Below are 19,347 nucleotides of genomic sequence, written 5' to 3'. Positions count from 1 at the left end.
GGAGACGGTGCATGAAAATCGGTTGCCCCACAGAAATCAAACCCCAGGAATTTCGCGTCGGTATGACGCCTGACGCGGCGCGTGAAGCGGTCAATCATGGCCACGAAGTGCTGATCCAGTCTGGCGCTGGTGTAGGTGCCGGTTTTACGGATGAAGACTATGTCGCCGCCGGTGCCAAGATGATTGGCACGGCTGAGGAGGTCTTTGCCCAAGCCGACATGATCGTGAAGGTGAAAGAGCCTCAGGCGGTAGAGCGCAAGATGTTGCGTGAAGGCCAGTTGTTGTTCACCTACCTGCATTTGGCGCCGGACCCGGAGCAAACCGTAGACCTGCTCGAAAGCGGCTGTACGGCCATTGCCTATGAAACCGTAACCGACGATCGCGGTGGTTTGCCTTTGCTGGCGCCGATGTCTGAGGTGGCCGGACGTCTTGCGCCGCAGGTCGGTGCGTGGACTCTGCAAAAGGCCAATGGCGGCCGTGGCGTGTTGATGGGCGGCGTGCCGGGCGTGGCACCTGCCAAGGTGGTTGTGATTGGCGGCGGTGTTGTTGGCACCCACGCGGCCAAAATAGCGGCAGGCATGGGCGCAGATGTGACCGTTCTGGATCGCTCCCTGACACGCCTGCGCTATCTGGACGATGTCTTTGGCGGCACCTTCAAAAACCAATACTCCACCGCTGGCGCGACCGCTGATTTGGTGCGCGAAGCCGACATGGTGATCGGCGCGGTTCTCATTCCCGGCGCGGCCGCGCCGAAACTGGTATCGCGTGCACAGCTTTCCGAGATGAAACCAGGTGCAGCGCTGGTGGACGTGGCGATTGACCAGGGCGGGTGTTTTGAAACCTCCCGCGCCACGACGCACGCAGATCCGATCTACGAAGTTGACGGCATCATGCACTACTGCGTGGCCAACATGCCGGGCGCCGTGGCGCGCACCTCGACACAGGCATTGGGCAATGCGACCCTGCCGTTCCTGCTAAACTTGGCCAACAAAGGTTGGAAGCAGGCCTGTGAAGATGATCCGCACCTGCTGAATGGCCTGAACGTCCACGCCGGTCAATTGACCTACTATGCGGTGGGCAAAGCGCTGGGCATCGATGTGATTTCGCCGTCCCTGGCGCTGAAATCCTAAGGGGTCATCCCTTCAAACAGCGGCTGCAGCGCTTTCAAGCGCGCTGCGGCAAACTCGGTGAAGGCCCGCACCCGTGGCACGCGGCGCAGGTCCGCGTGGGTCAAGATCCATAAGGGTGCTTGCATGAACATCGGCAGTCCGGGCACGCGGGCCAGCTGCGGGTCTGTGTCCCCGAGGAAACAGGCCATGCGCGTTGCGCCGATACCTGCTCGCGCCGCTCCGATGGCCGCGCTCATATCATCCACCGTCAGCCGTGTGTTTAGGTTGGGTCGCACCGCCTTGATCTCCGCCGGAGGACCCGGCCAATGGGCAAACCGCACCCAATCCAGTGGTGCTGCGCCTCCCGAGTCTCGCTCCAACAGATCAGGCGAGGCGTAAACGGCACCTTTCAAATCAAACAGCCGACGTCCCACCAAAGTGTCCGGCGGTGTTTTGGCAAAGCGGATCGCCGCGTCCGCTTCCCGCCGTGCCAAGTTTAGCGTGTCGTTGGTGGCGACAAGCGACAGTTCTATGTCCGGATACTCGATCACAAAGTCAGCCACAATCTCAGCCAATACCCGCTCGATGATCAACTCCGACGCGGTCACCTTTAAAGGTCCACTCACGGTGGTGTCCCGTGCCGCGATTTGCCGGTCTAGCCCGCGCTCCAGGTTCGACATGGCTTCCGCCGTGCGCACCGCTTCCAGACCTGCTTCTGTAGGCACATAGCCGCTGGCCAATCTGTCAAATAGGCGCGCCCCAAGCGCCTCTTCTGCCGAAGTGATCCGCCGGGCCACCGTGGCGTGGTTGACCCCCAACGCCCGCGCCGCGCCGTTGGTGCCGCCATGCCGTGCGGTTTCCAAAACAAATCTCAGATCATCCCAATTCAACATGGCCTGACAATATTTGCACAGGCATTGATCATCAATGATCGTTTTCTATCGTCACGGATGTCTTAGCTATGGCTGGCAAACACAAGGAGACCACAATGACTGCCTATGCTTACGTCAATCTGACCATCACCAATCTCGACAGCTTTGCTGCCTACCGCGAACGGGCAGGAGACGCACTCAAAAAACATGGCGGTGCGCCTTTGGAAGTGTCCAAGGAGTCTGAGGTGATCGAAGGGACCACAACCGCGCCGACTGTGGCCGTGATCCTGACTTTCCCGGATCGGGCTGCCGCCAAGGCCTGGATTGATGATCCGGAGCTGGCAGAGATCCATGCCCTGCGTGAGGGATCCGGCACATCCACCATCACGCTGTTGTAAGGCGCAAAAAAAGGCGGCCATTTGGCCGCCTTTCCATCCGCTCGCGCGTTTACGCTTCGCGTTTGATTTCCACGGTGTGTGGGTACGGGATCGAAATGCCATCTTTATCGAAGGCTTCTTTGACAGCTTGTGTCAGATCGAACTTCAGTTCCCAGTAATCGTCTGCGATGCACCATACCCGCATGGTGATGTCCACCGAGCTGTCGCCAAGGTTGGTCACGCGCGCCCAGCCTTCCGGGTCTTTCAGCACACGCTCATCAGCGTTGGCGGTGTCCAGAATGATCTGTTTGGCTTTGTCTGCGTCATCGCCGTAGTCGATGCCAAACACCACATCCACGCGGCGCGTGTCATGCGCGGAGAAGTTGGTGATGATCGAGCCCCAGGCCTGACCATTTGGAATGATGATTTGAACATTATCCGGTGTGACCATCTCGGTCACAAACAGGTTCAGGTCCACAACCGTGCCTGCGGTGCCTCCCACATCGACGTACTGGCCAATTTTGTAGGGACGGAACAGGATCAGCATGAAACCCGCCGCCAGATCAGACAGCGTGCCTTGCAGCGCCAGACCAATGGCCAGCGTGGCCGCCCCCATCATCGCAACCAGTGAGGTTGCTTCGATGCCAAAGATGCCCAAAATGGCAACCAGCACCATCAGCAGGATCACCCAGCGCACAATGCTGGCGGCAAAGTTGCCAAGTGTCTGGTCAATTTCCGGCGTGTTGTTGACGCGGTTGCGCACCATACGGCTGATCGCGCCTGCGACGATCCAACCAATAATCAGCACCACCAGTGCTTTGCCTGCGGCAACCACCAATGGGCCGAGGCCCTGCGCCTGTTCTACAATGGATTCCAACGGATTTCCCCCGATTTTCATGCCCATTTTGGGCGGCTTTTTAACATGTTGGCTCTGCGCTGATGCACAGTAACATGCTCCCTATCGCACGAATAGAGCGCTGGCGGGATGGGAAAAAGCCCTTATCTATCCCCTAGGACCGCAACAGGAGAGCCACAATGACCACTGTCACCGATCACCCAATCAACAGCCGCTGGGCCGCGCAAGATCCGAGCGTTCTGCAACTCTATGCCTTCCCCACACCAAACGGGGTGAAGGTTTCGATCATGCTGGAAGAAATCGGCCTGCCTTACGAGGCGCACCTAGTCACGCTGAGCGACGCGGATGTCAAAAGCCCGGAGTTCTTGGCGCTGAACCCTAACAACAAAATTCCAGCCATCATTGATCCAAACGGCCCGGATGGTCAGCCACTAAGCCTGTTTGAGAGCGGCGCAATCCTGATCTACCTAGCGGAGAAAACCGGCAAGCTGATTGGCAGCACGCCAGCCGAGAAATACGAAGCCATCCAGTGGGTGATGTTCCAGATGGCAGGTGTTGGCCCAATGTTTGGTCAGCTTGGCTTCTTCACCAAGTTTGCCGGTGCCGAGATCGAAGACCCGCGTCCACGCGAACGCTATCAGAACGAAGCCAAACGGTTGCTGTCCGTGCTGGAAAAACAGCTGGAAGGCCGTGACTGGATCACGGGCAGCTACTCGATTGCGGACATTGCAACCGCACCGTGGCTGCGCGCCTTGGATTACTACGGGGCCAAAGAGGCAGTTGGCTGGGAAAACTACCCCATCGTGAACGCCTATCTGGAGCGTTTCCTCGCGCGTCCAGCCGTACAAGTTGGCCTGAAAACACCAGCCGTGCCTGCCTAAATCAATTTTGGGGAGCCTCGGTTCCCCCTTCTAGGTACCGGATCGAATGGTGTCAGCGATCTTTTCGCCGATCATGATCGTGGGCGCGTTAGTATTGCCGCCAATCAGCCGTGGCATAACTGAGGCATCCACCACACGCAGCCCTTCGACGCCATGGACACGGCATTGGTTGTCCACCACGGCCATGTCATCCGTGCCCATTTTACAGGTGCCGACCGGGTGATAGATCGTGTCGGCCCGCGCCCGAATATCTGCTTCCCACGCCGCATCTGAGCCGTCGTGTTTATAGTAGCGCGCGCCACGCCAACCCTCGAGCGCCCTGTCTTCCATGATGCTGTCGAGCGTCTTGATTGCTTTTTTCATCACTTGCAAATCGCGCTCATCTTCCAGGAATTTTGGGTCAATCTTGGGTGGTTTGTCCGGATCGGCGGACTGTAGAGTGACGGTTCCGCGACTGTGCGGGCGCAACACACAGACATGGCAGCTATAGCCATAGGGCATGTGCATCTTGCGATTGTGATCGTCCACAATGCCCACGACAAAATGCAGCTGGATGTCCGGCCGGCCCAACGTGGGATCGGTTTTAAAAAACGCGCCGCTCTCGGCAAAGGGCGAGGCAAACAGACCGGTCCCCGTCTTGCGCCAACGAAGCGCTGCCTTGGTCATCTTCGCCAAACCCGAAGGTGTCAGACCCACGGTGTCTTTCTTCTTGTTGCGGTAGCTTAAGATGTGATCAAGGTGGTCCTGCAGGTTTTGCCCAACACCCGGCAGGTCATGCACAAGTTTGATGCCGTGCTTTTTCACTTCTTCACGCGGCCCGATACCGGACAGCAACAAGAGCTGCGGCGAACCAAAAGCCCCGGAGGACAGGATCACTTCCTTACGCGCCTGGAGCGTCTCAACAGTGCCATTGCGCTTTATCTCAAGCCCCGTGGCGCGCCCTTTGGTCATCACAACCCGCCGCGCTTGGGTCTTTGTATAGACGGTCAAGTTGGCGCGATGCAGATTGTCTCGCAAATAGGCTGCCGCAGCGGAGCAGCGTTCGCCTTTGTGGTCGCCGTCAAAAAACTGCGTCACCTGATAGTGTCCGGCGCCTTCCTGCTCGGGGCCATTAAAATCTGTGTTGGTCCGGATCTGATGTGCATTGCAGGCTGAGATAAAGGCGTCATTGATGGCGCGCGGTTCGGCCTGATCGCCCACTTGCAACGGACCACCGTCTCCATGCAGATCATCCGCACCACGCTGGTTGCCCTCAGATTTCTTGAAATAAGGGAGCACGCTCTCCCAGTCCCAGCCGTCGCAACCAAGCTCCGCCCATTCGTCGTAGTCAGCTTTGTGCCCGCGCACATAAAGCATGGCGTTGATTGCGGAACTGCCGCCCAAGGCCTTGCCGCGAGGCTGAAACCCACGTCGGTTGTTCAGTTGCTTTTGAGGTACGGTTTTGAGCGCCCAATTGTTGATCTTGGGGCGCCCGGAAATCATCGCGGCAATCAAGGCCGGGGCGCGGATGAAAATATCCTCGCCTTTGCCGCCTGCCTCCACCAAACATACTTTGGTGTGCGGATCCTCACTGAGGCGCGCGGCCAAAACGCATCCGGCGGACCCTCCGCCGACGATGATATAGTCAAATTCCATGCCGCCCTCCTCTGCTGAAACCTAGCCTAGGAGGGGGCAATTTCACCAAGCAAGTCTAACGCGACGTAAGCGCGCAGCGCAGGTCAGCTGTTTGGCAGCTGGCTTGTGAGGACGTAGCGTAGAATTTGCACCACTTGCGCTGGCTCCTCCGCCACGGCCAGGGCTGCCGCATGCACTTCCTTAAGCGCGTGCTGCTGATCCGGCATGGACAGGACAATGATCGATTTGCCAAGCGCTGCCGCATATCCTGCGTCAAAGGCGGCATTCCATTGGCGGTACTTCTCGCCAAAACGCACCACAACCACATCTGCATCTTCTATGCCTTTGCGGGTGCGAATGGCGTTCACCATCGCGCCTTTGTGGTCATGCCAGTATTTGTTGTCTTCCGCGCCCAAGATGGCCACGCCACAATCGTCAGAAGCTGCGTGATCGGTCACAGGGTTGTTGAAGGTCACATCCAGATCGGCGGCGCCTGCAATGATCTGCTCGCGCCAATCGGTGTGAATTTCGCCGGACAGGTAGACGTTTAGGCTCATGGGGTATCCTCTCTTGCTTGCGCAAGGTCATAGCCTGTCCGGCGCCGTGCTCCAATCCCTCACGACTTGAAGCAGTTTCAAATGCCGCGCGTCAAAGCTTGCGCGCCACAAGGTAGCGGCTTGGCGGATCCGCCGGAAAGTTGCCGCTCTCGATGATACGAAACCCTGCGTCTGTGATAGAGCGTTCCAGTTCGGCAATCGAGAAGAACCGCACAAAGGGCGCCTTGCCAAAAAACTGCATCAGCGGGATCGCGGTTTTGAGCATCCGGAATTTGATCGACCGCATGTTCTCACTCAAACAGGGTGTCTTGGAGATGAACAGTCCGCCAGGTTTGACCCGCTTGGCCACTTCGGCCATGGCGATGTCGCCGTCTTCCAAAAGGTGGATCAGATTGTGCGCCATCACCACATCAAACGGGCCTTCCGGTGCGCTTTCTGGCGTGGCCTGCACCAACCGGATGTTCTTGGCACCCGCTTCGCTGACCCGCTCGCGCCCCACTTCCAACATGCCGCCAGACACATCCGTGGCCACCATCTCAGCCACGGCATCTGCCAGTTTGATAGCGGTGGAGGCCGTGCCACAGCCCAACTCCATCACCACGTCACTTTCCTTGAGGTAGGACCGTGTCCGGCCCAGCGTATACTCATACGCCTGCATATCACTGATGGCGGATTTGGCGTATTTTTGCGCCACACCATCCCAAAACTTCGCTGCTGCTTGCATGGTCGTTCTCCTTTCAAGAATGACCTTACCCATGCGTGAATGCGATATAAATTGCCGAAATTCGCAGTGTTGTTATACGTATTTGTATGATCGACCCAAATGGCACCTTTGACTGGAACCACATCCGCGCCTTTCTGACCACGGCAGAAGAGGGCTCGCTGTCTGCAGCTGCGCGCAAACTGAATCTGACACAGCCTACTTTGGGCCGGCAAGTGGCCGCATTGGAAGAAGATCTTGGCATCATGCTGTTTGAGCGGGTGGGGCGGTCCCTGGAGCTCACGGTCGCAGGTGGCGAACTGTTGGAACATGTGCGTGCTATGCGCGAGGCGGCGGATCGCGTGGCCTTGGTCGCCTCTGGTCAGAACCAAGACGTCGAGGGCCGCGTGGCGATCACCGCCTCAGATGTCTACTCAGTGCATCTGCTGCCGCCGATTCTCAAAGATCTGCGCGCCAAAGCCCCGAAGTTGGTCATTGAGGTTGTCGCCTCGGATGATGTGCAAGACCTTATGCGGCGGGAGGCAGACATTGCCATCCGCCATGTCCGCCCCGAGCAGCCGGACTTGATTGCGCGGCTGGTGCGTGAAGCCAAAGGCTATTTTTATGCCTCCCAAGAGTATCTTGACTTGCGCGGGCGTCCGCAAACTGTGGACGATTTGGCCAAACATGATTTTGTTGGGTCCGGTGATGTGCCGCGCATGCTCGAATATCTTAAGCCGATGGGCTTCCCGATAGACATCGACAACTTCCGCACCGGTTCTGACAGTGGCCTCGTCGCCTGGGAGCTCTGTAGGCAGGGGTTCGGCATTGCCCCGATGGCCGATGATGTCGCCGAAGCGACCCCGGGCATCGAGCGTGTCCTCCCAGAGCTGGCCCCAATAGTGTTCCCAATCTGGCTCACTACCCATCGCGAATTGCACACCAGCCGGCGCATTCGATTGGTGTTTGACGCTCTGGCCGAGCATCTCACCGAAACCTAAGGCAGCCGTCGCACCATCATCACGCGAGTCTCGTCTCGCTCGGTTTCCTGCCAACCAAGGTGGGTATAAAGCGCGACATTGTCGGGCATGTCCACGTGGGTCGCTAAGGCGATCTCCGTGCAGCCTGCTGCTTGGGCCAACTCAAGCGCCCATCGGATCAATTGGCCGCCAATCCCACGCCCACGCGCATCGGGCGATACCGCCACATTCATCAGATGCGCTGTTGGTGTTGCTGTGGCGAGTATCAATACGCCTGACAAGTCGTCCATGACCCAGACTTGTCCGGCGGCTATCGAAGCAGAAACGCCGCCGGAGACATCCGGCAGCGTTAATCCTTGATCCCGATAAGGCTGGTAAGCCGCATCAATCAGCCGCGCGATGGCTGGGGCCTCTTCGGCCCGCGCCGGTCGCGGCAGAACGGCGTCAGCCACGCAGGGTACCGCCGGTGGCTTTGCTGACTTTCTCAACAATCTTGGTCGCCACTGCCTCGATATCCGCTTCCTTGAGCGTCTTTTCGGTGGGCTGCAGGCGTACTGTGATCGCGAGGGATTTCTTGCCCTCACCCAGAGCGCCGCCGATGAACTCATCAAAGATCCGCACGTCAGTGATCAGGTTTTTGTCCGCACCTGCGGCCGCGTTCACAAGAGACACCGCTTCCACATCCGCGTCCACCACAAAGGCGAAGTCACGTTCCACCGCCTGCAGATCCGCCATGGTCACGGCGCCCTTGGAGGCAGATTTTTTGCGTGGCATCGGGATTTCGGCAGTGTGGATCGCGAACGCCACCACTGGACCTTTCACGTTCAACGCGTCGAGCACTTTCGGGTGGATTTCGCCAAAGGCGCCGAGGATTTTCTTCGGACCCAGACCCACTTTCGCGCTGCGGCCCGGATGCCACCAGCCGTTCACACCGCGGTTGTAGGTCAGCTTTGCAGGCGCACCGAGCGCACTCATTACCGCTTCCATGTCCGCCTTGGCGTCATAGATGTCCACGCCACGGCTCTCGCCATGGATGTCTTTGCCCACAGTGCGGCCCACCAGAATGCCGGTCAGCAGGTTTTCTTGCTCACCTGGCTCACCGCCGTGGAACACCGCGCCACACTCAAACAACGCCATGTCCATGAAACCACGCGCTTGGTTGCGCGCTGCCGCTTGCAGGAGGCCCGGCAGCAGGGACGGGCGCATGTGGCTCATCTCGCTGGAGATCGGGTTTTCCAACATGGTTGCATCCGATCCACCGCCAAACAGCTCAGCGGCCGCCTTGTCGATGAAGCTGTAGGTCACACATTCGTTGTAGCCCAATGCCGCCGTTGTACGACGCGCGATTTGTTCACGCTTCTGCATAGGCGACAGGATTTGCTCCGGCACACCGGCAGAAGTGCGTGGCAGCGGCTTGCCTTCGAGTTTGGTCAGTGAGGCCACTCGCGCGACTTCTTCCACCAGATCGGCAGAGCCACGCACATCCGGACGCCAGCTCGGCACATGCGCCATGTCACCTTCGATGGTGAAGCCAAGCGCTTCCAGCGTGGTAACCTGCGTTTCAGCAGGTATTTCCATGCCAACAAGCGACTGAACACGATCGGTGTCCAGCTTATAGGCGCGCGCCACGTTCGGCACCGCACCGGCAGTCACGATGTTGGATGGCTCACCACCACACAGGTCAATGATCATTTGGGTCGCATCATCCATCGCCTGCATGTTGTAGGCCGGATCGATGCCGCGCTCGTTGCGGTAGCGTGCGTCCGAGTTGATCTTCAAACCACGACCAGTGTAGGCGATCTGGATGTGATCCCAGACAGCGGCCTCAAGGAAAACATTGGTGGTTTCTTCGGTGCAGCCGGTGGCCAGACCACCCATGATGCCGCCGATGGATTCCACACCTTCGTCGTCCGAGATGACAACCATACCTTCGTTGAAAGAGTATTCTTTCTCATCCAGACCAACGAGGGTTTCTCCCCCTGCCGCGCGGTGTACGCGCAGGTTGCCTTTGACCTTGTCCGCGTCAAACACGTGCAGCGGGCGGTTGCGGTCAAAGGTGAAGAAGTTGGTGATGTCCACCAGCGCGGAAATTGGACGCAGACCAATGGCCTTCAAACGGTCCTGCAACCACTGCGGCGATGGGCCATTTTTCACACCTTTGATCAGGCGACCGGCAAAGACTTCACAGCCATCGGTGGCGGCGGACTCGTCAATGGTCACGGTGATCGGGCTGTCAAATGTGCCCTCTGTAGACGCGGTCTTGGCAGGCTTCATCTTGCCCAACCCACGCGCCGCCAGATCCAGTGCGATGCCACGCACACCCAGCGCATCTGGGCGGTTCGGCGTGATCGCAATCTCGATCATGGTGTCGACCTTGGACGGATCGTTTTGCGCCAACCAGTCGACAAACTTGTCGCCGACTTCACCGGACGGCAGCTCGATAATGCCATCATGCTCATCAGACAGCTCCAGCTCGCGCTCAGAGGCCATCATCCCGAAACTTTCCACGCCGCGGATCTTGCCCACGGAGATGGTGATATCCAGCCCGGGAATATACATGCCCGGCTTACACACCACGACAGTGATGCCTTCGCGCGCGTTTGGTGCGCCACAGATGATCTGCAGTTCGCCTTCGTCGGTCGCAACTTTGCACACGCGCAGCTTGTCGGCGTCCGGGTGCTGCTCGGCGTGTACCACCTTGCCCAGCGTGAAGTCGGCCAGCCGCTCAGCCGGGTTGGAAACGTCTTCAACTTCAAGACCCAGATCGGTCAGTGCCTCGACAATCTCGTCAACGCTTGCGTCGGTCTCAAGGTGGTCTTTCAACCAGGAAAGAGTGAATTTCATAGCGAATTCCTTTTCGCTTGTTCTAAAGCGTCATCGGGCACCAACGCGCTTCCGGTGAAGCTGCGCGATGCCCAGAAAATTATCGATTCAAACCGCCGTGCAGGGTCGGTTGGTCCAGAGAGGCAAAACCATAGTGGCGCAGCCAGCGCAGGTCGCTGTCAAAGAAGGCGCGCAGGTCCGGGATGCCGTATTTCAGCATTGCGAGACGGTCGATGCCCATGCCAAACGCAAAGCCTTGATACTCGTCAGGATCAATCCCGCCAGCCTTAAGTACGTTCGGGTGCACCATGCCGGAGCCCAGCACTTCGAGCCAGTCGTCGCCTTCGCCAACTTTTACAGTGCCACCTTCCCAGCTGCACTGGATGTCGACTTCGGCAGAAGGCTCCGTGAACGGGAAGTGGGACGCACGGAAGCGGGTTTTGACGTCGGTGCCAAAGAAGGCGGAGAAGAACTCTTCCAGCACCCACTTGAGGTTTGCCATGGAAATGTCTTTGCCGAGCGCTAGACCTTCGACCTGGTGGAACATCGGTGTGTGGGTCTGGTCATAGTCCGCGCGGTAGACGCGACCCGGACAAATGATGCGGATCGGCGCGCCGGTTTTTTCCATCGAGCGGATTTGCACCGGGCTGGTGTGGGTGCGCAGCACATGCGGCGGGCGCTCGTCACCTTCGGCACGGTGGGTGTAGAAAGTGTCCATCTCCGCGCGCGCAGGGTGGTGACCCGGAATGTTGAGCGCGTCAAAGTTATACCAATCGGTCTCGATCTGCGGACCCTCTGCCACGGCAAAGCCCATATCCGCAAAGATCGCGGTGACCTCTTCGGTCACCTGGCTGATCGGGTGGATGGTGCCGACGCGACGGTTGCGCGCAGGCAGCGTTACGTCGAGCCATTCGGTGGCCAGGCGCGCGTCCAGCGCGGCGTCCGCAAGCGCCACTTTTTTGGCGGCCAAAGCAGAGTTGATTTCGTTCTTGAGCGCGTTGAGCGCCGGGCCAGCGACTTGGCGCTCTTCCGGTGTCATCTTGCCCAGCTCGCGCATTTTCAGGCTGACTTCACCTTTCTTGCCCACGGCTTGCACGCGCAGCTCTTCGAGCGCGGCTTCGTCTGCCGCGGCAGCAATTGCTTCGATGTATTTGGTGCGCAGTTCGTCCATGGCAGGGCCGTCCCCAGATGAGAAATTACCGCAGACCTCCTATCATACAGCCCCTTGATTGCAAGCGTGCTGAGGTGCGCCGCCATGGAAACTGCCCCCTGTTGGATCAATTGCGCATCAACAGGGGGCCAAGGCTGGCGGGCGCCACCGGCCGCGCGGTTTGGGTTTGCACCAGTACCCCGGTGGCCAGCTCCGGAAACAGGGCAAACATCTCTCGTTGGGTGCCGCAATCGACAGCCTTCATCGCCTCGTTGCCGGGGAAGAAGCTCTCGCTCAACACGCCGTCCCCGCTGATGATCTGGTGGTCATCAAACAGCAGGTGGTAATAGGTGACCCGATCACACTCACAAATCCGCACGTCGCAGTCGTCTACAAGCGCTTTTGCCGGCACCAGTATTTCGTCCTCGCCAAACAGCAGCTGCGCGCGCCAGCCGGTGATCAACATGCGGTGGTTTTGGGAGACCTGATGCGGCTTGATCGCGCCAAAGGTTTCTGGCGCAATTTGCACCGGCGCATATTTTCCGCTGCCCGGCACCGTGCGCCGCCCGATCCAGCGTATCGGCTGCAACCCATTGTCTCGGGTCCAGATCAAATCACCTTCGCACAAAGTGTCGATCAACTGATAGCCGACCTCGGTGCGGATGCGGGTGCCTTCGACAAAGCACGCCACCCCGGTATCTCCGGCACCTATGGTAGCATCGGAGCGTTGGCCTGACATTGGTTGGTTGAATTGGATGCTGGTTGTGGTGCTGTTGGGTGACGTCAGCACCGACAGGTTTTCGGACGTGGCGCCCGCAGCCGCGCCGTCAATGGCGAGGATGTTCTGTGTGCCTCCGCCAATGTCGTAGAAGTCTACCACCTCGCCGGTGCTGCTGTTGGTCAGCGCATAGGCTTCGTAGTTACTCGCGCCGCGCCCGTCCGGATCGGTCAGCAGGATTGGAAAATGCGAAGCGGAAATCACCAGGACCTGCTCATTTGTGTCCGGGTCAATGGAGGCCAACACATCCGGGTGGGTTAGGGGGATCTCAATGCCGACAGTTCCGTCCGCCTGATAAAAAGACACCACAAAATCGCTGGGGTCTTCGTCAAACGCCAGAGCGACTTCTAAAAATTCCTCAACTCCGGAACGCTGCGCATAGGCATTGGAATAATGCAGCTCGCTGATACGGGCCATTCTAACCTCCAAATCACTGGTACATCTCGCGGCAAACACACGCCGTGGTGGCATCATGGGGGTGGAATGGTAAATAAAACGTAACTTGTTTTTCTTTTGTTCTCTTTTTGTGCAGCCTAAGTCTGCTTGATGTTCTCTCTTTGACCAAATCGCAAAAAGAAAAGCCCGCGCCAAAGGCACGGGCTTTTCTATTCTTTGAAGCGACTTGGCTTAGGCTGCCAGTGCCGCTTTCGCCTGATCCACGATCGCGTTGAACGCGGCTGGCTCATGTACGGCCAGGTCAGCCAGAACCTTACGGTCCACTTCGATACCGGCCAGGGTCAGGCCGTTGATGAAGCGGGAGTAGGTCAGGGCTTCGTCGTGTGCGCGCACAGCAGCGTTGATGCGCTGGATCCAGAGCGCACGGAAATTACGCTTCCGGTTCTTACGGTCACGTGTTGCGTACTGGTTCGCCTTATCAACTGCCTGACGCGCGACCTTGAAGGTGTTCTTGCGACGGCCGTAGTAGCCTTTTGCGGCCTTGACGACTTTTTTGTGACGGGCGTGGGTTACGGTACCACCTTTAACGCGGGACATATCTCAATCTCCTCTTAGCGGTCGTAGGGCATGAAGCCCTTGACGATCTTCGCGTCCGGTGCGGACAGCGTGGTGGTGCCGCGTGCGTCACGCAGGAATTTGTTGGTGCGTTTGATCATGCCGTGGCGCTTACCGGCTTGGCCGGCTTTCACTTTGCCAGAGGCAGTGACCTTGAAGCGCTTTTTGGCGCTCGACTTGGTCTTCATCTTAGGCATTTCCGTCTCCTTTGTATTCGGTCGGTGACAAACGCGACTCGGCATGCCATCCAGCCGGTCGCGCGAATAGAGGCGCCGTATAGAGCGCATAGTTCAGGCACGCAAGGCCCAATCGACTCATTTTTGTGGGGTTTCTAGTGGATGATGTCCGCAATCACGCGGATCACCACATTTGGCAAATCCGCCACGCTGTAGCGCGCCGGATTCAAGATGATTGCGACGGTTATCACCGCCGCTGACAATATGAATGCCCCCATCGCATTGCGTGGAAAGCGGTTGTCGGCATAGGCGGCGAGCATGGCAGGAATGGAGAACAACCCCACAATCAATCCAACTGTGATCAGATAGTCTGTTGCCATGCCTGCCCTTGGCCCTTCTCGAGGGATGCCCTTTCGGCTGACGCTACTCCGACTCGAGGTTGAAAATCAAACGCTCGTCACAGGGAGACACCCGCAGAATGTTGGTGGTGCCGGGCACGTTGAACGGCAGGCCGGCGGTCACAACAATCTGATCCTGCTCCTCGGCGTAGCCCAGATCACGGGCCGCGCGGGCCGAGGCTACAACTGCCATTTTAAAGCGGCTGACATTGGAGGTGATCACACAGTTTGTGCCCCAGCTCAGCGCCAGTCGACGCGCAGTGCCACGCAAAGAGGTCATCGCGATGATCGGTACACGGGGACGTTCGCGGGCAATCAGCAAAGCTGTGGTGCCGGATTGGCTGAAGCAGCAAATCGCGGCCACTTCGGTAGTTTCCGCAATCTCGCGTGCCGCCACAACAATCGCATCCGCCACACCGGAGCGTGGTGCGCTGCGGCTGGCTTCGATGATCTCGCGATAGGTCGGGTCGTTTTCGACTTCCATCGCCACATTGTTCATCGTGGTGACCGCTTCGATCGGGAAGCTGCCTGCGGCTGATTCAGCCGACAGCATGATCGCGTCGGAGCCTTCGTAAATCGCCGTTGCCACATCACTCACTTCGGCACGGGTGGGCATTGGGCTTTCAATCATGCTTTCCAGCATTTGCGTCGCCACAATCACCGGCTTGGCGACATTGCGACACTTGCGCACTAGGCGTTTCTGGATTGGTGGTACGGCACTGACCGGCAGTTCCACCCCAAGGTCACCACGGGCCACCATAATGCCATCGGACGCGGCAAGGATTTCGTCAAAGGCTTCAACCGCGGCTGGCTTTTCGATCTTGGACAGAATCGCCGCGCGGCCTTGTGATAGCTCGCGGGCTTCTTGGACGTCTTCGGCACGCTGCACAAAGGACAGCGCCAGCCAGTCCACACCTAAACCACATACAAACTCCAGATCGTCGCGATCTTTTTCAGACAGCGCCGCCAGTGGGAGCACCACGTCTGGCACGTTCACGCCTTTGCGGTTGGAGATGGTGCCCCCGGTGGTCACCACACAGTTGGCGAAGTCATCACCGCAGCTTTCCACTTTCAGGCGGATCTTGCCGTCGTTGACCAAGAGGTTGGCGCCGTCTTTTAGGGCGGCAAAAATCTCAGGGTGCGGCAGGCATACGCGGTTCACGTCGCCTTCAGCGGGATCAAGGTCGAGGCGGAACGTCGCACCGTCCACCAGTTCTTCTTCGCCGTTGGCAAACACACCCACGCGCAGTTTTGGTCCCTGAAGGTCGGCCAGAATGGCGATCGGGCTTTGCAGGTCTTTCTCAACCTGACGGATGATGCGGTGCTTTTCGCGGATCTCGTCGTGGCTTCCGTGGCTCATGTTCAGGCGGAACACGTCAGCACCGGCTTCGTGCAGGCTGCGGATCATGTCGTAGGTTTCGGAAGCTGGGCCCAATGTGGCCACGATTTTCACGTTTCTCAGTCGTCTCATGATCCGTCTTTCTTTGCCTTTGCTCGTCTGGCTATTCAGGAAATGACCTGAAGGCACCTTGCGTGTCACCTGCTACATGTTAACGCTAACAAATACAAGGTGAACCTGTACCCAATTCACTTTGCGCCACAACTGGCCTAAGTCTGATCAGAAAGCAATGACAGGCCCATGACATATACACCGTTTTCCATCTACGGCGCAGAGCGTCGTTCGCGCTGGCTCATCACCGTTGATCACGCCTCCAACTTTGTGCCTGCCGACATCAGTGGCGGTGACCTGGGGCTTGATCCCGCCGACATGTCCCGACACATCGCCTATGATGTGGGCGCACGCGGTACGTCTTTGCGATTAGGCGAGTTGCTGGATGCGCCTGTGATCTGCGCCAACTGGTCCCGCCTTTGCATCGACCCCAATCGCGGCGCAGACGACCCGACGCTGGTCATGCGGCTTTACGACGGCACGATCATTCCCGGAAACCGCGACGTCGACGATGTGGAAATCGAGCGCCGCAAAGCCATGCATTATCTGCCGTATCACAATGCGCTCGAAGGTCTGGCGGCGGAGCACGAAGATGTGGTGATCATCGCCATGCACAGCTTCTCCCCCAAGCTCAACGGCCGCGCACCGCGTCCGTGGGAAATCGGTGTGTTGCATGCCCAGCAAGAAGACCGGTTTGGCAAGGCGCTGATTGCTGAGCTGGAACAGGAGGGTGATCTGACAGTGGGTGACAACGAGCCTTACAACGGTTGGCTGCCCGGCGACAGCATCGACCAACACGCACTACAGCCAGGGCGCCTGAATGCCTTGATCGAGCTGCGCCACGACGAAATTGACACACCAGAAAGCCAGAACGCCTGGGCGGAACGGCTCGCGCCCATTTTGCAAAATACGTTGGCAAATTCTGGCTTATAAATCATCCGCTTTGGCTTGAAATCCAATGCGCGACCTCTGGTAGAAGGCGGCGGCTGTACCCATATATGGAGTGGGAAAAACAACAGCTGAAAGGAGGCTGACATGACCCAAGCAACCCTTACTGCCTTCTTCGGATGGATGGCCGTTATCCACATCGGTGTCCTGCTTTTTGCCACCGTCATGATCTATGGCCTGCGCGGCTGGGTCACGGACGTGCATGCGCGGATCACCGGTGTTGAGAAAGACACGCTGGCGCCGCTCTATTTCCAGTGGTTCGGCACCTACAAGCTGTTGATCTTTGTCTTCGCTCTGGTGCCTTGGCTCGCCCTCACGATCATGTGACGCGCTTGCCCAACGTCCCTCCGGTTGCTACCCATTGCGCAACGCAATTGCCCCCGGAGGACAGCCATGGATAAGCAAACTCAGATCGAACTCGAAGCGGCCGCTTTCCGCACCCTACGCGAGCACCTGATGGAGAAGCGCACCGACGTTCAGAACATCGATATGATGAACCTCGCAGGCTTTTGCCGCAATTGTCTGTCACGCTGGTATCAGGAAGCCGCCAACGAGCGCGGCATCGAGATGGGCAAAAATGAGGCGCGCGAGATCTACTATGGCATGACCATGGACGAGTGGAAGGCCAACTATCAAACCGACGCCAGCCCGGAAAAGCAAAAAGAGTTCGAGAAAGCTTTTGCGGAAAACGTCGGAACAGACAAAGCCTGATCCGAAGATTGTATGCATAGAATAGAAAGGTCGCTTCGGCGGCCTTTTTTGTTGCGCTGGCGTGGACCAGAAAGCAGCACACGCCCGCCTCAATCCGGTCAAACTTGGTTAATATTCTCTTACTCAAAGCCGTGAGAGCTGTTTTGAGGGCAAGAGCAATGTTGGGACTTTTGGCAATTACCGCGATTTTTGGCGTGGGCATGATGGCTGATGTTTTGGGCAGCTACGAAATACCAGACGAGGCCACTGCGGAAACGGCGGAGGATGAGACTGACACCGGATTTATGCCCAGTCAGCAACAGCTCCTTGACGCCGCAGATGCGGCGACGCTCTCTGACACAAGCGACACATTTGCCGGTGATGACGCCGACGACACCGTCATTGGGGGTGCCGGAGACGATGATCTGCGCGGCAACAATGGTGTTGACTGGATCGATGGCGGCGATGGCGATGACACGATCGTTGGCGGCGCCAGCAGCGATGTGTTGAGTGGCGGCGCAGGAGACGATTACGTCCTCGGAGGGGCCGGTGAAGATGCGATTTCAGGCGGCGCCGGCAACGACACCATTGTCATGGGCGACAATGATGACACCTACGACGGCATCGGCGCAGGCGAACTGGGGTTTGAGGACAGTGGCAACGATCTGGTGCGCGGCGGTGCAGGCAATGACTTGATCCGCGACTATGAGGGCGCCGACACGCTGTTGGGGGGCACAGGGGATGACACCCTTGTTGGCGCGCATCCAAGTCTGGCGGACGCCTCGGCGGATGTTCTGCATGGCGGTTTTGGAGATGATCTCCTGGTCGGGGACAATGGCGATACCCTGGACGGGGGCGACGGAGTCGACAATTTCACCGTCGCCTTTGAGTTTGATGATGACCGTGAAGAGGTTGTGATCTCGGATTTTGATGTGGCCACCGAAACCGTCACCTTTGCCGCCAGCGATTTTGGCAGTGACGCCGTGATGGAGTGGGAAGCCAGCTATGATGCCGACACCGAAACCATCACCATCCTGCTGTCCGGGTCCCACACGGTGGACGGTTCGGTGGTCACGCTGGATCAGGAACCAGCCGTGATCCTGGAAAACATGACCGCTGAAGATGTGGATCTGCTCAACGTGAAGCTGGACTACGCTGCCTGAATTTTGCGCCGCGCCTAGCGGCTCAACTCATGCTCATAGCGCTGTTTGGCAATCGCTTCGTTCTGCGTGGATTTTTTGAAGTTGGTCAGAGCGGTTTCCACATAATCCAGATGTTCAATCACCGCTTTCCGGGACGCTTCAGCATCCCGCGCTTGTAGCGCGGTATTGATCGCCCGGTGCTGCTCCAACAACTCGCCCCGCGTGGTGCGCTGTTTGAACATGATCATGCGGTTGTAGAACACGCCTTCGCGCAGCAACTGATACATCGACCGCATCATATGCAGCATGATCACATTGTGGCTGGCTTCAATGATGGCGAGATGAAAATCCGCATCCAACTGCGCCTCATCAGACGGATTGCGCTTCGGGTGCGCGGCTTCCATCTTGTCAAACACCGCCTGGATCACCTGCAAATCCGTGTCGCTGGCCAAGGTCGCCGCACGTTCTGCCGCCAGGCCTTCCATGTCGCGCCGGAAGGCAATGTAATCAAACACGGCCTCATCATGGGCCGAAAACAACTGCACCAAAGCTTCGGAAAAAGCGCTGCCGAGCACATCTGCCACAAAAATCCCGGCACCTGCCTTGGAGGTCAGCAGGCCTTTGTCCTGCAAGGTCGCAATCGCTTCGCGCAGACTGGGCCGGGATACGCCGAGCCGATCACTCAGCTCGCGCTCCGCAGGCAGGCGCTCGCCGGGCCGCAAAATACCGCGCAAAATCAACAGCTCAATCTGGCGCACCACAGAGGTGGAGAGTTTTTCCGGCTGAACTTTTTGAAATGGCATAGAAATTGGCCCCGCGTAACTGGTCACATAAT

General features: G+C 58.2%; 22 protein-coding genes. 8 read left to right on the top strand and 14 right to left on the bottom strand.

Annotation, left to right across the window (positions count from 1 at the left end):
* The first annotated feature begins 11 nt into the window (after positions 1 to 11).
* Complete coding sequence (ald, locus tag SIB92_RS13685; protein WP_412552569.1) at positions 12 to 1,130, top strand: alanine dehydrogenase; 1,119 nt, start codon at positions 12 to 14, stop codon at positions 1,128 to 1,130.
* On the opposite strand, the gene SIB92_RS13680 is transcribed toward ald, so the two are convergent.
* Positions 1,127 to 2,002, bottom strand: a complete 876-nt coding sequence (locus tag SIB92_RS13680; protein WP_412552568.1) for a LysR family transcriptional regulator — start codon at positions 2,000 to 2,002, stop codon at positions 1,127 to 1,129. The two genes, ald and SIB92_RS13680, sit on opposite strands and share 4 nt — an antisense overlap.
* Before the next feature lie 95 nt (positions 2,003 to 2,097).
* Here SIB92_RS13680 and SIB92_RS13675 point away from each other — a divergent pair, with 95 nt between their 5' ends.
* A complete protein-coding gene (locus tag SIB92_RS13675) occupies positions 2,098 to 2,379 on the top strand; it encodes a DUF1330 domain-containing protein (RefSeq protein ID WP_412552567.1) in 282 nt (93 codons plus the stop codon).
* 49 nt (positions 2,380 to 2,428) lie between these two features.
* Here SIB92_RS13675 and SIB92_RS13670 read toward each other — a convergent pair whose 3' ends face one another.
* Entirely contained in the window at positions 2,429 to 3,235 is an 807-nt protein-coding gene (locus SIB92_RS13670; RefSeq protein WP_412552566.1) for a mechanosensitive ion channel family protein, read from the bottom strand.
* 158 nt (positions 3,236 to 3,393) lie between these two features.
* Here SIB92_RS13670 and SIB92_RS13665 point away from each other — a divergent pair, with 158 nt between their 5' ends.
* On the top strand, positions 3,394 to 4,095 hold the full coding sequence (locus SIB92_RS13665; protein WP_412552565.1) for a glutathione S-transferase family protein: 702 nt from the start codon (positions 3,394 to 3,396) through the stop codon (positions 4,093 to 4,095).
* A gap of 30 nt (positions 4,096 to 4,125) precedes the next feature.
* Here the strand turns inward: SIB92_RS13665 and SIB92_RS13660 are convergent, their stop codons facing one another.
* The 3 genes from SIB92_RS13660 to SIB92_RS13650 all read right to left on the bottom strand — a co-directional run bounded on the left by SIB92_RS13660 (position 4,126) and on the right by SIB92_RS13650 (position 6,990).
* The gene (locus SIB92_RS13660) at positions 4,126 to 5,730 is read right to left on the bottom strand and encodes a GMC family oxidoreductase (RefSeq protein ID WP_412552564.1); all 1,605 of its coding nucleotides are present in this window, start codon (positions 5,728 to 5,730) and stop codon (positions 4,126 to 4,128) included.
* Positions 5,731 to 5,813: 83 nt separating this feature from the next.
* Complete coding sequence (locus SIB92_RS13655; RefSeq protein WP_412552563.1) at positions 5,814 to 6,266, bottom strand: YtoQ family protein; 453 nt, start codon at positions 6,264 to 6,266, stop codon at positions 5,814 to 5,816.
* A gap of 91 nt (positions 6,267 to 6,357) precedes the next feature.
* On the bottom strand, positions 6,358 to 6,990 hold the full coding sequence (locus SIB92_RS13650; RefSeq protein ID WP_412552562.1) for a class I SAM-dependent methyltransferase: 633 nt from the start codon (positions 6,988 to 6,990) through the stop codon (positions 6,358 to 6,360).
* Between the two features lie 86 nt (positions 6,991 to 7,076).
* Here SIB92_RS13650 and SIB92_RS13645 point away from each other — a divergent pair, with 86 nt between their 5' ends.
* Positions 7,077 to 7,967: a LysR family transcriptional regulator gene (locus tag SIB92_RS13645; protein ID WP_412552561.1), complete on the top strand. Its 891-nt coding sequence runs from the start codon at positions 7,077 to 7,079 to the stop codon at positions 7,965 to 7,967.
* On the opposite strand, the gene SIB92_RS13640 is transcribed toward SIB92_RS13645, so the two are convergent.
* From SIB92_RS13640 to pyk, 8 genes are all read right to left on the bottom strand, one after another.
* Positions 7,964 to 8,398 (bottom strand): GNAT family N-acetyltransferase, encoded by a 435-nt coding sequence (locus SIB92_RS13640; RefSeq protein ID WP_412552560.1) that lies wholly within the window; start codon positions 8,396 to 8,398, stop codon positions 7,964 to 7,966. The two genes, SIB92_RS13645 and SIB92_RS13640, sit on opposite strands and share 4 nt — an antisense overlap.
* Positions 8,391 to 10,790, bottom strand: a complete 2,400-nt coding sequence (pheT, locus tag SIB92_RS13635) for a phenylalanine--tRNA ligase subunit beta (RefSeq protein WP_412552559.1) — start codon at positions 10,788 to 10,790, stop codon at positions 8,391 to 8,393. Before pheT ends, SIB92_RS13640 begins: the two co-directional genes overlap by 8 nt.
* Positions 10,791 to 10,869: 79 nt before the next feature.
* A complete protein-coding gene (gene pheS, locus SIB92_RS13630; RefSeq protein ID WP_412552558.1) occupies positions 10,870 to 11,940 on the bottom strand; it encodes a phenylalanine--tRNA ligase subunit alpha in 1,071 nt (356 codons plus the stop codon).
* A 106-nt stretch (positions 11,941 to 12,046) separates the two neighbouring features.
* Entirely contained in the window at positions 12,047 to 13,114 is a 1,068-nt protein-coding gene (locus tag SIB92_RS13625) for a Hint domain-containing protein (RefSeq protein WP_412552557.1), read from the bottom strand.
* Positions 13,115 to 13,324: 210 nt separating this feature from the next.
* Positions 13,325 to 13,690, bottom strand: coding sequence for a 50S ribosomal protein L20 (gene rplT / locus SIB92_RS13620; RefSeq protein WP_412552556.1), 366 nt, complete (start codon positions 13,688 to 13,690; stop codon positions 13,325 to 13,327).
* Between the two features lie 14 nt (positions 13,691 to 13,704).
* Positions 13,705 to 13,905: a 50S ribosomal protein L35 gene (gene rpmI / locus SIB92_RS13615; protein ID WP_058241085.1), complete on the bottom strand. Its 201-nt coding sequence runs from the start codon at positions 13,903 to 13,905 to the stop codon at positions 13,705 to 13,707.
* A 134-nt stretch (positions 13,906 to 14,039) separates the two neighbouring features.
* Positions 14,040 to 14,264, bottom strand: a complete 225-nt coding sequence (locus SIB92_RS13610) for a hypothetical protein (RefSeq protein WP_412552555.1) — start codon at positions 14,262 to 14,264, stop codon at positions 14,040 to 14,042.
* 43 nt (positions 14,265 to 14,307) lie between these two features.
* Positions 14,308 to 15,753 (bottom strand): pyruvate kinase, encoded by a 1,446-nt coding sequence (gene pyk / locus SIB92_RS13605; protein WP_412552554.1) that lies wholly within the window; start codon positions 15,751 to 15,753, stop codon positions 14,308 to 14,310.
* A gap of 168 nt (positions 15,754 to 15,921) precedes the next feature.
* Here pyk and SIB92_RS13600 point away from each other — a divergent pair, with 168 nt between their 5' ends.
* The 4 genes from SIB92_RS13600 (at position 15,922) to SIB92_RS13585 (ending at position 18,533) form a co-directional block, all read left to right on the top strand.
* Positions 15,922 to 16,665 carry an N-formylglutamate amidohydrolase gene (locus tag SIB92_RS13600; RefSeq protein WP_412552553.1) on the top strand — a complete coding sequence of 248 codons (744 nt, stop codon included), beginning with the start codon at positions 15,922 to 15,924 and terminating at the stop codon, positions 16,663 to 16,665.
* Between the two features lie 102 nt (positions 16,666 to 16,767).
* Positions 16,768 to 17,007 carry a DUF6868 family protein gene (locus tag SIB92_RS13595; RefSeq protein ID WP_412552552.1) on the top strand — a complete coding sequence of 80 codons (240 nt, stop codon included), beginning with the start codon at positions 16,768 to 16,770 and terminating at the stop codon, positions 17,005 to 17,007.
* Between the two features lie 66 nt (positions 17,008 to 17,073).
* Positions 17,074 to 17,391 carry a DUF1244 domain-containing protein gene (locus tag SIB92_RS13590; protein WP_412552551.1) on the top strand — a complete coding sequence of 106 codons (318 nt, stop codon included), beginning with the start codon at positions 17,074 to 17,076 and terminating at the stop codon, positions 17,389 to 17,391.
* A gap of 158 nt (positions 17,392 to 17,549) precedes the next feature.
* Entirely contained in the window at positions 17,550 to 18,533 is a 984-nt protein-coding gene (locus SIB92_RS13585; RefSeq protein ID WP_412552550.1) for a calcium-binding protein, read from the top strand.
* 14 nt (positions 18,534 to 18,547) lie between these two features.
* Here SIB92_RS13585 and SIB92_RS13580 read toward each other — a convergent pair whose 3' ends face one another.
* Positions 18,548 to 19,315: a FadR/GntR family transcriptional regulator gene (locus SIB92_RS13580; RefSeq protein WP_294117047.1), complete on the bottom strand. Its 768-nt coding sequence runs from the start codon at positions 19,313 to 19,315 to the stop codon at positions 18,548 to 18,550.
* Between the last annotated feature and the right edge of the window lie 32 nt (positions 19,316 to 19,347).

The sequence above is a fragment of the Shimia sp. MIT1388 genome, from assembly GCF_047124445.1.
GTDB lineage: Bacteria > Pseudomonadota > Alphaproteobacteria > Rhodobacterales > Rhodobacteraceae > Shimia.
Note: the sequence above shows the minus strand (reverse complement) of the source record. Positions and strands in the feature narration are given on the sequence as shown.